Here is a 16,000-nt window from a genome sequence, read left to right on the forward strand (position 1 = left end):
ACAAATCTAATCCTTTTGACTAATTTATAAACAACATTATGTCAATAATATAAACAAATCGAAAATGGAGGGGAAACGCAGCATCGCGCACATGGACTTGGATTCGTTTTTTGTATCGGTGGAGAGACTGTATGACAGCCGGCTCAATGGAAAACCCATCCTAATCGGCGGCTCAGGAGACCGTGGAGTCGTAGCTTCCTGCAGTTATGAGGCGCGCAGATATGGGGTACACTCTGCCATGCCCATGCGGACAGCTCGTCAGCTCTGCCCTGAGGCGCTGATCATCCGGGGGGATTTTGAAAAATACAGCCAAAAATCCATGGAAGTCACCGAGGTGATCCGGGAGCATGTCCCCCTTTTTGAAAAATCCTCCATCGATGAGTTTTACATAGACCTAAGCGGAATGGACCGCTTTTTCGGCTGTTTCAAACTGGCACATGAGCTCCGTCAAAAAATCATCCGGGAGACAGGACTGCCAATTTCTCTGGGACTATCCGGAAACAAAACCGTATCCAAGGTTGCAACCGGCGAGGCCAAGCCCAACAATGAAAAACAAATTCCAAACGGAGAAGAAAAGCCATTTCTGGCTCCGCTGTCTGTTCGGAAGATCCCCATGATAGGAGAAAAAACAGCCCAAACTCTATATAATATGGGGGTAAAAAAAGTGCATACACTCCAACAGATGCCCTCAGAACTACTGGAAGCGACCTTTGGAAAGAATGGAAAAATGATCTGGGAAAAAGCCAATGGCATAGACCATGCTCCGGTAACCCCTTATTCTGAAGCCAAATCACTTTCTTCTGAAAACACCTTCGAACAGGACACCATCGATACACAGGTACTGGAAGCCACTCTCATAGCCATGTGTGAGCAACTCCTCTCCAAACTCCGCAAAAAAGGACAGCTCACTGCCTGTGTAAGCGTGAAAATCCGCTATTCAGATTTTGACACACATACCATGCAGCAGCGAATCCCATATACGTCCGCCGACCACACCTTGCTTCCGATCGTAAAAGAGCTTTTCAGGAAGCTTTACAACCGTCGCCTACTGATCCGTCTGATCGGAGTTCGATTCAGCAACTTGGTCTATGGAAACTATCAAATCAAATTATTTGAAGACAGCCAAGAGCAGATCAATCTCTATCAAGCCTTGGATCGCTTAAACACCAAATACGGAGACAAAACCGTCTGTCGGGCAGTCGGCATAAATGTAGGCAGAAGAAAATTCAATCCATTTAATGGACTGGAGACTCAGTAGCAAGACAAAACAGATTGTATAAAAGGCAAAAATTACCGAACAGCCCAAAAAGAATCCTAAAATCAGAAAAACTAAAAAACCTGAAACCTAAACACCAAAAAGTCAGTAATGGATGTAAACAATGTCAAAGAACTGTCTTTCTACTCACACGGAGAGTAAGGCTTTTCTCTAGTTTAGTTGATATCCGGCATTGTAATAAAGCTCCTTCGGGAGCTTTTTCCTTTTCTATAGGAAAATTAAAGATCCCAACCTGCTCATTGGAAACGGACTGAGCCCAAAAACCAATTCATCAGCGATTACTCATTCCATTTCACGGGATCAGGAACCTGTTTTGGAAAAAAATTAAACCATACAAAGGAAAAATAGCAGCCTTTACCCTTTGAACTTTCGGTTAAATAAAAAATTACCCCAACTTCGCAGCATTGTGAAATTCAGGTCCACCAACAACTGAAGGAGCGGATCTTATAAGCCTTTGCTCCGCCACAAAAAAGACTTTCCTAACCAAAAGAAGTCCGAAATCAACCCAAAAACCACTTTCCCCAAAGAATATTCTAGTTATCTAAACCAAACTACAATAAAATTACCCACAAAAAATGGAACAACTCATCCATCAATTAAACGACTTAATCTGGAGTAATGCACTGATTCTACTTTGCTTGGGTGCAGGAATCTTCTTCTCAATATTGACCCGATTCGTTCAGGTCAGGTTTTTCAAAGAGATGATCAGACTCCTTTTTTCAGGAAAATCCTCCGACAAAGGTGTATCCTCCTTTCAGGCTTTTGCCCTGGCCCTTTCCGGAAGAATCGGGACCGGAAATATCGCCGGAGTTGCCACAGCAATTGCCATGGGCGGACCCGGAGCAGTCTTTTGGATGTGGGTGATTGCCTTCCTGGGAGCATCCTCCGCATACATAGAAGCCACATTGGGACAGATTTACAAGGAAGTAAAGGATGGACAATACCGAGGGGGACCGGCATTTTACATCGAGAAAGGACTGGGAATCAAGTGGTACGCCATGGTTTTTGCAGTGGTGACGGTAATCAGTATGTCCTTGATGCTTCCTGGGGTACAAAGCAACAGCATCGCACTGAGCATGGAAAATGCATTTAACTTCCCGGTAGAATATACCGGAATACTAGTCTGCGTTTTTCTGGCAATGATCATTTTTGGAGGAATCAAGCGCATCGGCAAAGTGGCGGAGGTAGTGGTTCCTTTTATGGCCGTAGGCTATATATTACTGGCAGTTATCATCATCGGACTGAATGTCACTGAAATTCCAAACGTCGTTCGATTGATTATAGGATCGGCTTTTAATCTAGAGGCTACCTTTTCCGGGATTTTTGGGCTGGCCATCTCCTGGGGTGTAAAAAGAGGAATTTATTCCAATGAAGCCGGTCAGGGTACCGCCCCCCATGCAGCGGCTGCAGCTGAAGTAAGCCATCCGGCCAAGCAAGGCTTGGTTCAGGCATTTTCCGTGTACATCGACACCCTTTTTGTATGTACTGCCACGGCCTTTATGATTCTTTTTACCAATCAATACAATGTAATTAACCCGGAGGGGGGATTCATTGTGGAGAATTTGCCCGGTGCAAGCATAGGTCCGGAGTTTACCCAAATGGCCATCAGCACACATTTCCCTACCATAGGAGCCGGTTTTATTGCCATCGCTTTGATGTTTTTCTCCTTTACGACCATTATGGCCTATTACTACATTGCGGAGACCAACCTGAGTTTTCTCCAAAGAAAAGGGAAGCAAAAATGGCCAACATATGTATTGAGAATCGTTTTCCTGATTGCCACTTTTTACGGAACCATTCACACAGCCGAACTTGCCTGGACCTTCGGTGATATCGGAGTAGGAATGATGGCCTGGCTCAATATCATTGCCATACTTCTTCTTCGGAAACCTGCGCTCTACGCCCTGAAGGATTATGAAAATCAACTCAAACAAAAAAAAGACCCTGTCTTTTAAGTTGGCAGACGAATAAGAGGACGAATCCCTTGAAATAAAAAAAGCAGCCTAAAAAGCTGCTTTTTTTGTCGGGGTGACAGGATTTGAACCTGCGACCACACGCCCCCCAGACGTGTACGCTAACCGGACTGCGCCACACCCCGATGCTAGGATGAAGGATGGATTTTGAAAACCCAAATCTATCCTGATTTGGATGGCGAATTTAAGGTTTTCCTGATTTTTTACCAGCTGATTCAAGCTTTTTGAAAAAATATCCGCTTAAAACCAGAAGGCCGAAAATCTAAAAGCCTAAAAATCAGTCCTGATTGCTTTTTACAAATACCGCCTGAAAAGCCACATTGCAACAGCTCCTGCATAAGCAGGCGGAATCGTTCATGGATTTCGCCTTTCGCATGGCTTCCTTCCCATTATTGAAAGGACCCAAATAATCCCTATTCAGAGCATCAGGGATCAATTCACATTCACGGTCATGGATTTCAAAAAGACCATCTTTATTAGGTCTAGAGGATAGGTAAAAGAATTTCATATTTTATTCCGTTATGATAGATTTCAAAATTACTATTCTTAAAAACTAAAAAACATACCCTATTTAGGGTATTTTTTTAGTTTTTTTGTATAAAACCAGCAAATTTTTGAATTATATCACCCGAAAATGTGAGTCCTATCTTCTGAAATTTTCAGATAAGAGCCAATCGCTCCTTTAAAATCTACTTTTTCAACCAATATCGACTAACTAACTCAATCCATTCTTCCTCTAGACTTTGAGCAGGCCGGACCTCCCCTGCTCTCCTGTACCAATAGTCCGAATTCCAAGTATCCCCTTCCTTTCGGTGCAAATAGGCATGAACTCGGGCCGCTGATTGGCCACTGAGATGATCGACCTCATCATGTGCTTTCTGCCAATCTCCATTCCCATCGTACCAAAGAGCTTTGAGCTCAGGACTGTAATTTTGAACTGACTTTGTATTAGCTAAAAAAGCCTCCAATTGATTATCCATTTTCTTTTTCATTGAAAATCAAGTTCAAAATCCTGAGGAATAAATCCAACCGGAAACCCTGAAATCCTACAAAATTGATATTTTGGAGCGCTCTTAATTCCAGAAATGACAGCTCCTACACCATGAAGAAAACATTTTTGATTATCCATTTGCTTATTTTCTCCCAATGGACCCTCGCACAAAACCAACTAGACGAGGAATTGCAAAACAAAATCCAGGAGCAGATCAAGGATTTCAAAGGTGAAATCGGCATCTATGTACAGCATTTGCCCAGTGGAAAAAGTGCTTCCTTTCAAGCAGACAGCATTTTTCCCACTGCCAGTATTGTCAAAATCCCTATTCTTCTCGGAGTTTTTGACAAAATCGAAACCGGAAACCTGTCGTTTCACCAGCCTTTAATCTACCGGGATTCCATCAAATACGGTGGTTCTGGCCTGATGCAGTTTTACAAGGACTCCGTAAAAACTGAGCTGCGCACGCTTTTGGCCCTGATGATGAGCTACTCTGATAATACCACTTCCCTATGGAGCCAAGCATTGGCCGGCGGAGGTAGCACCATCAATCCTTTGATGGAAAAATTGGGATATGAAGCCACCCGAATCAATAGCAGGACTCCCGGTAGAGAAAAAAACTGGGAGAAATACGGCTGGGGCCAGACCAGTCCCAGGGAGATTTCAAAAATGTTAGTCCAAATTTATCGGGGTGAGGTTTTTAGCCCTGAGGCTTCCGAACTCATGTATAGGCTGCTCTCCAACAGCTATTATCATGATTATGCCTTATCGCAGATTCCTCCCTATGTGAATGTAGCCAGTAAGCAGGGTATGGTCAATGAATCCCGATCAGAGGTCTTTTTGGTCAATGCCCCGGAAGGAGATTACGTTTGCGCCATACTCACCAAAAACAATGAGGATCAAAGTTGGTCCTATACCAATGAGGCCTGGGAATTGACCAGAAAATTATCTCGGTTGATCTGGAACCACTTCAATCCCAACCACCCTTATTATGCTTCCGAAAAGATGAAAAAATACCAAGAAGGTCTCCCCTATTGAATCCGATTAGTACTGGACTGGATCAAAAAACAGCGTGGCAATCAAAAAAGACAGGACGGAGATAATGAACCCAAACATGAACACATTGTAGCTCTTGCGGAGAAGCTTGTATTTTACGGCAAGGACTTTCCCTAGATTATAAATATCTCTGGTCATGGTTCCATATAGGTATTCGCTATCCTCCATCATCGAATTGACCCCATCTGTATAATCTTTTAGGCTCATTTGGTGAAAATTCCCAAAATACAGCAGGTTACCTTGTTTTTTGGCTATATCTTCTTTGGTAACCACCCCCTTTGTGACTTTGGGACGAGTAGCTAAAATCGCAAAAACCATAGCTCCCAGACAAGTGGAGATCAACAGGATTGCCGGAACAGTATAATTTGGAAACTCCTCCAACTTCCGGATCAAAACCGTTACTACAATAGAGATTATAATAGAGTTCACCGAAATCATAATATTGGCCTTATTGTCTGCCAAAGCAGATAGTTCCAGATGGTTGGTAGAAGTAATCCGAAACATAGTTTCCACCCCCCGAGCGGATCCTTTTTTATTTTTCTTTTCGGCCTTTTTCCCTTCTTTTTCCATTTGTTCTATTTTCTCTGCCAAGAGTCTGATGTTTTCTTCCTTTTTTTCCTGAAGTACTCCTTTGCCGAATGCGGTCTTGTAGTGGTGCGTTTTGGTAAAATCCAGAGAAGACTTCAGCCATTCAATCTCCGGGATGGCTTCCATTCCCAGATTTTCCCGTTCTTTCTTAAGCCTTAAGGTATGATCCAAAAACTGTTCTGAACTCAGGTGGTACATGTCCGCATCGCAGAGTACGGCTTCGAAATTACTCCGTGGGCTTTGGGGTACTTTGGTAGCTAAAATGGCTCCTTTCACCCGATCAATTCTGCTCTGTGGCAATCCCAGTTCCGTAAGATATACCTGGGCATTTTCCGCTCCCCTCATCTCATGCCCATCTGCCTCCCCATCTTTATAGCCGGTATCGTGGAGCCAAGCTGCATAAAACATATCCTCCAATTCTTCCTCTCCCAACCCCTCTTCCTCTCCGAGTTCTTTGGATTTTTCAACAATAAATAAAGTGTGTTCGAGATTGTGATAACAAATCTCTTTCTTCAGTTTTGAAAAAAAATTTTCCCGAATCCAGGTTTCGAACTTTTTTGATCGCTCAAGCACTTATTTTTCTGTATTTTGATTTGAATCATTGGAAGTTAAGTAGATCTGACAAAATAACTATGAAGTATTTCAATTTAGTAGCGATTCTTGCGGGTCTTTTAGCAGGTTGTCAGTCTCAGGAAAGCCGCTTAGACCAGTTTAGCTTTCCTGAACCTTATGACTTAAATGAAGTCCAAAAGGTCTTTCTGCCCGATGAGTTAGAAGAAGTATCGGGTCTGGAATGGACAGCAAACAATGAACTCTGGGCTATAGAAGATGAGTCATCCGTCCTATACCAAATCAACCCGGAAACCGGTAAAATTCTGAGAAAGCAAAAATTTTTTAAAAACAGAGATATTGAGGATTTGGCAGTAGTTGGTAATGCTGCCTGGGTCCTTCAAAGCAACGGAACTTTATATCAGGTAAAAAACCCCTTTTCCGAAAACCAGACCACCAAGGACTTCCCTTTTCCCCACAAAGGCAAAAAAGACATTGAGGCTATCGTGACAATAGGCACAGAACCTTCTTTGCTGATTTTTTGTAAAGCTTGTAATTGGGACAAAGGACCCTCCCAGGCCTCTGTTTACAAGTTTGACCTCAAAAAAGAAAGTTTTGAACCTGAACCCTTCATGGTTTTAAAAAGAGAAGATCTTCCGGAATCAGCAAAAGGAAAATTTTTCAATTCCCTTAAAATTCAGCCGTCAGGGGCCGCAATTCATCCCTTGAAGGGAAGTTTATACCTGATTTCTTCCACCGGAAAATGGTTGATGGTGATGGATCGGGAAGGAAAAATCCAAGAAATACATCCCCTTGACCCTTTTTTATTCAAGCAACCGGAAGGGATCACCTTTGATCTTGCCGGAAACCTTTATATCTCAAATGAAGCCAAAGACGGGAGACCTAATTTGTTGAAATTCCCCTATCATCCATGAAACGAATCCTCCTTCTTTTTCTGATTTTAGGATGGTCAGGTATGGGTTCAGCTTTTTCCCAGACCTCCCAAGCAAAATTTAGGCTGTATCTGATCGGTGACGCAGGAGAAATGGAGGACATGCGACATCCTGTGGTCGATGACCTCAAAAAGAGACTTGCCAATGATACCGTCCCTACAAATCACCTGATTTATCTTGGAGACAACATTTATCCTCTGGGATTACCTGAAAAAGAGGCAGGGAACCGGATGGAGGCCGAGGAAATACTCCGAACCCAATTGGATATCTTCACTTCAATTTCCGGAAAAACCTGGATGATCCCGGGCAATCATGACTGGGAAAAAGGAAAGTCGGGTGGCTATGAAGCCATCCTTCGGGCACAAAATTTTGTAGAGACTAATTACCCTATTGATAAAGTCCAATGGCTCCCTTCATCTGCCTGTCCGGGTCCCGTAGTTATTTCCCTTGACGAAGAAACGCTCCTGATCCTTTTGGACAGTCAATGGTGGCTGCAGGGAAACTTAAAACCTGGTGAAGATTCGGATTGCGAGTATAAAACTGAGGAGGAAATACTTGCATCCATTTCAGACATTCTCAATGAAAATCAACAAAAAACCATTGTGTTTGCCATGCACCATCCCATGCGGGCTTATGGGCCACACAATGGAGCTTATAGCTGGAAGGATCATTTATTTCCACTGACAGCCAAATCCAAAAACCTATACCTTCCACTTCCGGTTCTCGGCTCAATTTACCCACTTTATCGAACTTGGTTTGGAGACATTCAGGACATCCCGCATCCCCGATACCAGTCCATGATCCAATCACTGGACAAGCTATTTAAAAAGCACCCCAAGATTATTCAGGTATCTGGACATGAACACGGGCTTTTTTATACCAAGGAAGAAAACACCCATTATATCGTCAGTGGAGCCGGCGCTAAGGATACCTATATCAAAAAAAACAACCCTTCGGAGTTTTCTTATTCCAGACAAGGTTATGCCTTTCTGGATTTCTTTGAAAACGGAGAGGTAAAACTCGCATTTTTGGACCCGCTTCAGGAAGCCCCCCTTTATGAGAGCCTCCTTATTTCAACTCCAAATCCGGCAAAAAAAGTAATCGCTTCCCAAATTGACAGTCCTCAACAAGCTGTGACCCGCCCCATTTCCCTACAATACCTGAAAGGAAAAGGACATCAGTTGTTCTTTGGGAAAAATTACCGGGAAACCTGGGCTATCCCTGTTTCATTTAGGGCTTTGGATCTTGGACAGGAACAGGGAGGCTTGAAGATCACTAAAAGAGGGGGTGGTATGCAAACTCGCAGCCTGCGTCTGGAAAATCCCCAAGGGAAAGAGTTTGTACTCCGCTCTGCCAATAAATACCCCGAAAATGCACTCAATCCTATTCTTCGCCAGACCATAGCCAAAGAAGTGGTTCAGGATCAGATCTCCGCTTCCCACCCCTATGCAGCCTTGGCCGTAGCAGGATTGGCAGAAGCTGCTGGAGTACCTCATACCCATCCTGAACTGGTTTATCTTCCTGAAAGCCCTTCCTTGGGGATTTATCAGGAGGATTTCGGGGGAGAGCTATTCCTTTTTGAAGAAAGGGAAACCACCGGAAACTATGATCCTGAAGAAGCTGAAGTAAAGAGTACCGATAGCATGTTGGCCTCCATCGCAAAGGACAATGACAACCGCGTGCTCCAACATCCGGTATTACGGGCACGCCTATTTGACCTCTGGATCGGGGATTGGGATAGACACGATGACCAATGGAGATGGATCCGAATTGAGGGTGAGAATGGCTGGGAATTCAGCCCAATGCCCCGGGATCGAGACCAGGCATTTTTTCTCAATGAAGGATTCTTCCCCTGGATAGCCAGCAGAAAATGGGCTAACCCCAAATTTCAGGGCTTTGATTATGAGTTGAAAAACGTCAATGGTTTTATGTTCAACGGCCGTTACTTTGACCGCAGCTTCCTTAATGAACTGGATAAAAAAGATTGGGAGGAAGAACTGGACCATCTCATCCCCCGACTCAGTGATGAGGTCATTGAGGATTCCTTCAAAAGCTGGCCAAAAGAAATCCGGGAAAAAGACGCTGATGAAATCTCCGATAAACTCAAGCATAGAAAAACCTGGCTAAGGGAAATGTCTCTGGAATATTATGCCTTCCTTTCCCAAAAAGTGGACATCCCCGGAAGCCAAAAAAACGAGCAGTTTGAAATCACTCATCTCCCGGATGGGTCAGTCCGTGTTTCATCTCAAAAAATCAACAAATCCGGAGATCCGGAGCAGTATCTATATCAGCGTACCTTTTTACCTCAGGAAACAAAGGAAATCCGCATTTATGGGTTGGAAGGAAAAGATCGATTCCTGATTAAGGGAGAAGGTCCAGGTAAAATCAAAATCAGGATCATTCCGGGCCAAGATCCGGTCACTTTTATAGATGAAGCTGATTTAAAGAGAAAAGCCCATTGGGTATTTGTTCCCAAAAGCCTGAAAAACGAATGGAAAGAAGGCCCTTCCAGCAAAATAAAACCAGCCATTCATCCTCATGCCCTGCATTATGACCGAAAGGAGTTCAAATATGACAAACTTATGCCTCTTGGCTCCCTAGAGTTTAACAAGGATGATGGAATCTTCCTGGGGGCAGGTATTTCCTGGGAAAAACAGGGCTGGAAAAAAGTCCCTTATCAAGTTAAGCAAAGCCTTAGAGGAAACTACGCCTTTAGAACTTCAGCCTTTAACCTATCCTATCAAGGACATGCGGTGGATGTAGCCGGAAACTGGGACTTGGTTTGGGATGCTGATGTAAAGGCACCGGACTATGTATTCAACTATTTCGGAAAAGGCAATGAAACCACCTACGAGCTAGGAGTAAAAGAAGACGAAAATTTCGAAGACAGTCCGGATGAAAAAGACCGACTCAGGTATTACCGTGCCAGATTCAGCTGGTATGAGCTACAGGCCGGCCTGCAGAAAAGTTTGGGGGAAACCGGATTTTTCCAACTGAGTCCTTTCTTTCAGACTTTTCGATTCGATCCCTTGGACAATGAAAACAAATTCATCACTTCCCCAGAAAGTGATTTGGATCAAGCCCTCTTGGATCGCGCAAAGTTTTATACAGGGCTTTCTATGGAATTTGATTTTGATAAAAGGGACAATACCAAGCTTCCAAGCAGGGGCTTTCATTATCACCAAACTATAAAAAAGCATTGGGGACTTAATCAATTCTCCGGCGATTTCACAAGTTTGGAAGCAGATCTGGCTTTGTATTGGTCGTTTAAATACCCTTCAAGAATCGTGTGGGCTACCCGTTTTGGTTTTGGTAAAAACTGGGGAGACTATGCCTTTTTCCAAGGACAGACCTTGGGTGGAATGGACAACCTTAGAGGATTTCGCAGGTATCGCTTCAATGGGGATGCCGTGGCCTATAACAACACCGAGTTCAGATTGAGGCTGTTCAACCTGAATGCCTACATCCTACCTGCCACAGTTGGCCTGTTGGGATTTCATGATTTGGGAAGAGTTTGGGTTCAAAATGAAGATTCTTCCAAATGGCATCAATCCCTTGGCGGAGGAATATGGCTGGCCCCACTCAATCAGTGGGTAGCCACCTTTTCCATTGGCTTTAATGAAGAGGAAACTCTACCCTTCCTATCCCTGGGATATCAGTTTTGACACCGGGACTTTTCTCTCGGATTCTGTTAGGTTTACTGTGACCCGCAAAGCCTTCAATCCGTGGACTCCCTGCATTTCCTCAAGTTCCAATTCTTCTATTTCCTCTCTTAGTTTTCCTTTTTTCTGAAGGAAATGAATGAAATCTCTAAATTCCTCAGCTTCCTTGGACTGTGTATAGACAATTGCGATTTTGCCGGGCTGGGTCAGTCTTTCATTGGTTCCGGCAACCAATGCCTTGTCGATTCTTTTTTTGATGATTTCATACCGCACATTGGTACTTCCCTCCACATCAAACTTCCGCTCATCCAGTCGGAAACTGATGGAGATAGGTAAATGGTGAACTAAAATCAATTGGGTCGTTTCCAGGGGATGCAAAAATTCCGGAGACTTTTCAGCAACTAAACCAACGACCTCCACTAAAGTCTGCAATTGCCAAAGTCTTAAGTTTTTGAGATAGATCTCGTCAAATTTACTGCCCTTGACAAGTGACTGACCAATGTAAATATTATACTCAATCCCATCTGTTTTGAATTTCTCAAAGTAATGCGGGAACATCCTCTGGATTTTGAGCTCTTCCTGTTCCAGATAGGAAGCCACCGTCTGATTGATCAGTTGCATGGTACTTTCAAAGGCCTTCCGGTTTTGATTTACCAATTCGGACTGAGGGTCCAAATTGGAAAAATACTCTTCCACGGCCGGCTTCATGTCCTCAAAATTGGTAGCCAAATGATAAAACAAAGGCTCTACTTCATTTTGGAAAAATTCAGAAATCCTGACTTCCTCCTCACTTAGAAGAATCAGATTGATCCTATTTTCAAACTCCTCTATCTTGTCAATGACACTCTCAAGAATAGGAAGATAATGACGCTCCTTTGCATTCAAGACTATGTTTTTGGCTAGAGTCAGCTGAATGATAAAATCATCGTGAATGGCTCTGTTTCTCTCTCTTGATGAATTTTTGATGTCCACAGCAGCATAAAGGGGGTAAACATCTTTAAACACAATCGGTTTAATTTCCGGCGTCTTTCCCTCCTCCTCTGCCAATACATAATCGAGGGCGATTTCGTCAAACTTCCATTCTACCACTGGATGGATCGCTGTAAAATTCTTCCGGATGATTCCTTTGATTCTGTGATCAAGATTCTCGGCTTGTCTATGTAGAGCCAAGGAAAGCGACGGTGCCAAAAAGTCCAAAGTCATCAACATAGATGGGTCAAAGTTTTGCTCTTCCTTACCACAAACTTCCAGTACGCCCACCAAATTTCCGTTATGCTTCAAGGGATATAGAATAATTTCACGAATCCCCATTTGGATGATTTTTTCACCGAAAGGAAAATCTTCCGGGTTTTCACTAAGGTCATTTAAAAAAACCGGAGTATCGATTTTAGAAAGAAAATCCAGTACTGCTTTGAGACTATCTTCACAGCCCCCCTTACATAAGTTTCGAATCAGGTAGCTGAATGCCAACCTGCTTTCGGTAAGCACCATCCGCTTATTGATCCGCTGCAGGATCGCAAGTCCCACTTTCAGATTGGACCGACCCAGGAGACTTTTCACAGAATCCTCCACTATATAAAGGAAATCCTCTACACTGACCTGATCTTGCTTCAGAACGGTTTCATTGAGTTGGGCCACAGCTTGAGCAGTTGTGATCTCTATGGCTTCCTCTATGAAAAACCCATGAAATTCAAAAAGCTCAAGAGGCAACAGCTCCATCCACTGATTGAGATCATAGCCGCTGGGTGAATTACCGCTACACACTTCTGATCGGTCATGGATATCCGGAAGTGAACCCTTGGCTACCACCTTCACAAACTGATCATTAAACTGGATCTGATAATGTCTGGAAATTCCTTCCTCATCCGACATTTTGAACACCAAAGGATTGACAGGATTGATCTTGATCCCAAAAAACTGATCGAGGATCAAGCCATAGACCAATAGCATTTTTTGAAAATACAGGCGTTCCGTATCAAGATTTTCAGGGATCAGAATTGCCCCCTTTTCATCCAAAAACTGATCCTTAAAGGCTTTGGTCGCATAGATTGGTGTAAACTCAAAAGGCTTCGAAATCCCGAATATTCTCTTTTCCTCCTGACCCGACAGCGGAAAAAGAGAACCCAAAATCAATCCCAAGCCTAGTTTGTTATTGGATTTCTTTAAATCCTCCGGATCCATGGGAGACTTGTTCAGGTCAGGAAAATCTTTAATCCGTCGCAGCAAGTCATGATAAAGGCAAGTACTGGGCTCCTTCTTATCAGAAAGCCTATCCCACTGTTTATACAGTAATTGGAAATCGAGATACGAATTAAGGGGCTGGTAAAGCTTTAAATTTTCACTTTTCATGAGAAAATAGTCAGGTACTGAATTTACCTTTTTTTGAGGTAATTAGTTCCAAAACGGCCCGAACATCCAGAAACTGCCCCCTGTATTTGCGATTTATCTAATGAAAGTCGGCTTTTATGAAAAAATCCCGATTTTCCTTTCGGGTTGGCTGGTAAAAGAGAAATTCTATATTTGCGCAACTAATTATCAACCAAACTTCAAAGGTATACAGTAATTATATGGAACAAGCTGCAATTTATTTGGTCCCGGCACTGGGGATTTTAGGATTGATAGTCATGGCTATCAAGTCTGCTTGGGTCACTAAGCAGGAAACAGGTGACAAAAACATGGTTGAACTTGCCGGTTATATTGCCGACGGAGCCATGGCTTTTTTGAAAGCAGAATGGAAAATTCTCATCTACTTTGCGGCCATTGCCGGAATCCTTTTGGCTTGGTCCGGAACTACGGTCGAGACTTCGAGCCCAATCATTGCCATATCCTTTTTGATAGGTGCAGTTTTCTCTGCTTTTGCAGGATACATCGGAATGAATATCGCGACTAAGGCAAACGTAAGAACCACACAGGCCGCTAGAACGAGTTTGAAGCAAGCATTGAAAGTATCCTTCACCGGAGGTTCTGTAATGGGGCTTGGTGTTGCTGGTTTGGCCGTTTTGGGTCTTGGCTCTCTTTTTATCGTTTTCTACCAAATGTATGTGGTCAGTGCAGGAGCCGGAGTAAACGGAATAGAGATGGAAAAAGCCTTGGAAGTTTTGGCTGGATTCTCTCTGGGAGCGGAATCCATCGCTCTATTTGCACGTGTGGGCGGTGGTATATACACCAAAGCTGCCGACGTAGGTGCTGACTTGGTAGGAAAGGTTGAAGCAGGAATTCCTGAGGATGATGTCCGAAACCCAGCAACCATTGCTGACAACGTAGGTGACAACGTGGGTGACGTGGCCGGGATGGGTGCTGACTTGTTCGGTTCTTATGTAGCCACCATCCTTGCTACCATGGTTTTGGGAAGAGAGATTGTTTCCCAAGATGCTTTTGGAGGTATCGCTCCAATCCTTCTTCCAATGGTTTTGGCAGGTCTAGGTATTCTATTCTCCATTTTTGGAATGGCTTTCGTCACTGTAAAAGACGAAAAAGGGGATGTTCAAAAGGCGCTCAACATGGGCAACTGGTCTTCCATCATTTTCACTGGTATCGCATCTTTCTTTGTGGTTCAGCACATGCTTCCTGAATCCATGGAGATCAGAGGCTATGCTTTCACCAATATGGATGTATTCTATGCTATTATCCTCGGATTGGTAGTTGGAACCTTGATGTCCATTATTACCGAATATTATACAGCTATGGGCAAACGTCCAGTGATGTCCATAGTAAAGCAATCAGGTACAGGTCATGCGACCAATATCATTGGCGGCCTTTCTGTAGGTATGGAATCCACTGTATTGCCTATCCTTGTTTTGGCGGGAGGTATATATGGAGCCTATGAGTTTGCCGGTCTTTATGGTGTGGCAATTGCAGCAGCGGGTATGATGGCCACCACTGCTATGCAGTTGGCGATTGATGCATTCGGTCCTATCGCGGATAATGCAGGTGGTATTGCTGAAATGAGCCAACTTCCCGAAGAGGTTCGTGGACGTACAGATATTTTGGATGCTGTAGGGAATACTACCGCAGCAACTGGAAAAGGATTTGCCATCGCTTCTGCAGCCTTGACTTCCTTGGCGCTGTTCGCTGCCTTTGTGGGAATTGCTGGCATTGATGCGATTGATATTTACAAGGCTCCTGTATTGGCAGGTCTCTTTGTTGGGGGTATGATCCCGTTCATCTTCTCCTCATTGGCAATTGCTGCTGTAGGTAGAGCTGCTATGGACATGGTCAACGAGGTTAGAAGACAATTCCGAGAAATCCCAGGTATTATGGAGTACAAGTCCAAGCCTGAATATGACAAATGCGTTGAAATCTCAACCAAAGCCTCTATCCGTGAAATGATCACTCCAGGAGCTATCGCTTTGATCACTCCTATTATTGTGGGTTTTGCATTCGGACCTGAAGTATTGGGTGGTTTGCTAGCCGGCGTTACAGTTTCCGGAGTTTTGATGGGAATGTTCCAATCCAACGCAGGTGGGGCTTGGGATAATGCGAAAAAATCCTTCGAAAAAGGAGTTGATATCAACGGGGAGACTTTCTACAAAAAGTCAGAACCACATAAGGCATCAGTAACTGGTGATACTGTGGGTGATCCTTTCAAAGACACATCCGGTCCTTCCATGAACATCCTGATCAAATTGATGTCTATCGTAGCCTTGGTAATTGCTCCTCATATTTCCGAAAAAACGCATGGAGAGCCAACCGCTGAGCGCGTGGAAGTGAAGAAAGAAATAAAAATTGAGAATGGAAAAGAAGTTATCACTGAGATTACAAAGGTGATCAAGTAAACAGGGGTTCCAAACTCTAAATGCAAGGCTGCCTTTTCAGGCAGCCTTTTTTATTGATAAAAATTGATCTATTGCTCCTTTCCTAAATATAAACCTGCAAATACACATAACTAATAAATTTATTTTCCTATGATTTTTTGATGGAAAAATTTTAATTTACTGCAGTATTATTTTTAA

At 43.5% G+C, this 16,000-nt stretch carries 10 protein-coding genes and 1 tRNA gene; 6 read left to right on the forward strand and 5 right to left on the reverse strand.

Features of this window, described 5'->3' with window-relative positions; genetic code table 11:
- Positions 1-64 precede the first annotated feature (64 nt).
- Positions 65-1,258, forward strand: a complete 1,194-nt coding sequence (dinB, locus tag P2G54_RS11855; RefSeq protein WP_275871373.1) for a DNA polymerase IV — start codon at positions 65-67, stop codon at positions 1,256-1,258.
- A gap of 593 nt (positions 1,259-1,851) precedes the next feature.
- The gene (locus P2G54_RS11860) at positions 1,852-3,231 is read left to right on the forward strand and encodes an alanine/glycine:cation symporter family protein (protein WP_275871375.1); all 1,380 of its coding nucleotides are present in this window, start codon (positions 1,852-1,854) and stop codon (positions 3,229-3,231) included.
- Positions 3,232-3,299: 68 nt separating this feature from the next.
- Here P2G54_RS11860 and P2G54_RS11865 read toward each other — a convergent pair.
- From P2G54_RS11865 to P2G54_RS11875, 3 genes are all read right to left on the reverse strand, one after another.
- A tRNA-Pro gene (locus P2G54_RS11865) sits at positions 3,300-3,374 on the reverse strand.
- Positions 3,375-3,526: 152 nt separating this feature from the next.
- Entirely contained in the window at positions 3,527-3,757 is a 231-nt protein-coding gene (locus P2G54_RS11870; protein WP_275871377.1) for a hypothetical protein, read from the reverse strand.
- Positions 3,758-3,938: 181 nt separating this feature from the next.
- Entirely contained in the window at positions 3,939-4,241 is a 303-nt protein-coding gene (locus P2G54_RS11875) for a hypothetical protein (protein WP_275871379.1), read from the reverse strand.
- Positions 4,242-4,351: 110 nt separating this feature from the next.
- Between P2G54_RS11875 and P2G54_RS11880 the strand changes: the two genes are divergently transcribed.
- Entirely contained in the window at positions 4,352-5,278 is a 927-nt protein-coding gene (locus P2G54_RS11880; protein WP_275871382.1) for a serine hydrolase, read from the forward strand.
- Positions 5,279-5,284: 6 nt separating this feature from the next.
- Here the strand turns inward: P2G54_RS11880 and P2G54_RS11885 are convergent, their stop codons facing one another.
- Positions 5,285-6,457 carry a Pycsar system effector family protein gene (locus P2G54_RS11885; RefSeq protein ID WP_275871384.1) on the reverse strand — a complete coding sequence of 391 codons (1,173 nt, stop codon included), beginning with the start codon at positions 6,455-6,457 and terminating at the stop codon, positions 5,285-5,287.
- 59 nt (positions 6,458-6,516) lie between these two features.
- Between P2G54_RS11885 and P2G54_RS11890 the strand changes: the two genes are divergently transcribed.
- The gene (locus P2G54_RS11890) at positions 6,517-7,368 is read left to right on the forward strand and encodes an SdiA-regulated domain-containing protein (protein WP_275871386.1); all 852 of its coding nucleotides are present in this window, start codon (positions 6,517-6,519) and stop codon (positions 7,366-7,368) included.
- Positions 7,365-11,051: a BamA/TamA family outer membrane protein gene (locus P2G54_RS11895; protein ID WP_275871388.1), complete on the forward strand. Its 3,687-nt coding sequence runs from the start codon at positions 7,365-7,367 to the stop codon at positions 11,049-11,051. The genes P2G54_RS11890 and P2G54_RS11895 overlap by 4 nt, the downstream gene beginning before the upstream one ends.
- Here P2G54_RS11895 and P2G54_RS11900 read toward each other — a convergent pair.
- On the reverse strand, positions 11,028-13,397 hold the full coding sequence (locus P2G54_RS11900) for a GAF domain-containing protein (protein WP_275871390.1): 2,370 nt from the start codon (positions 13,395-13,397) through the stop codon (positions 11,028-11,030). The two genes, P2G54_RS11895 and P2G54_RS11900, sit on opposite strands and share 24 nt — an antisense overlap.
- A gap of 218 nt (positions 13,398-13,615) precedes the next feature.
- Here P2G54_RS11900 and P2G54_RS11905 point away from each other — a divergent pair, with 218 nt between their 5' ends.
- Positions 13,616-15,823, forward strand: coding sequence for a sodium-translocating pyrophosphatase (locus P2G54_RS11905; RefSeq protein WP_275871392.1), 2,208 nt, complete (start codon positions 13,616-13,618; stop codon positions 15,821-15,823).
- Positions 15,824-16,000: the final 177 nt, after the last annotated feature.

Origin of the sequence: Algoriphagus sp. CAU 1675 (genome assembly GCF_029222925.1) — a bacterium.
GTDB lineage: Bacteria > Bacteroidota > Bacteroidia > Cytophagales > Cyclobacteriaceae > Algoriphagus.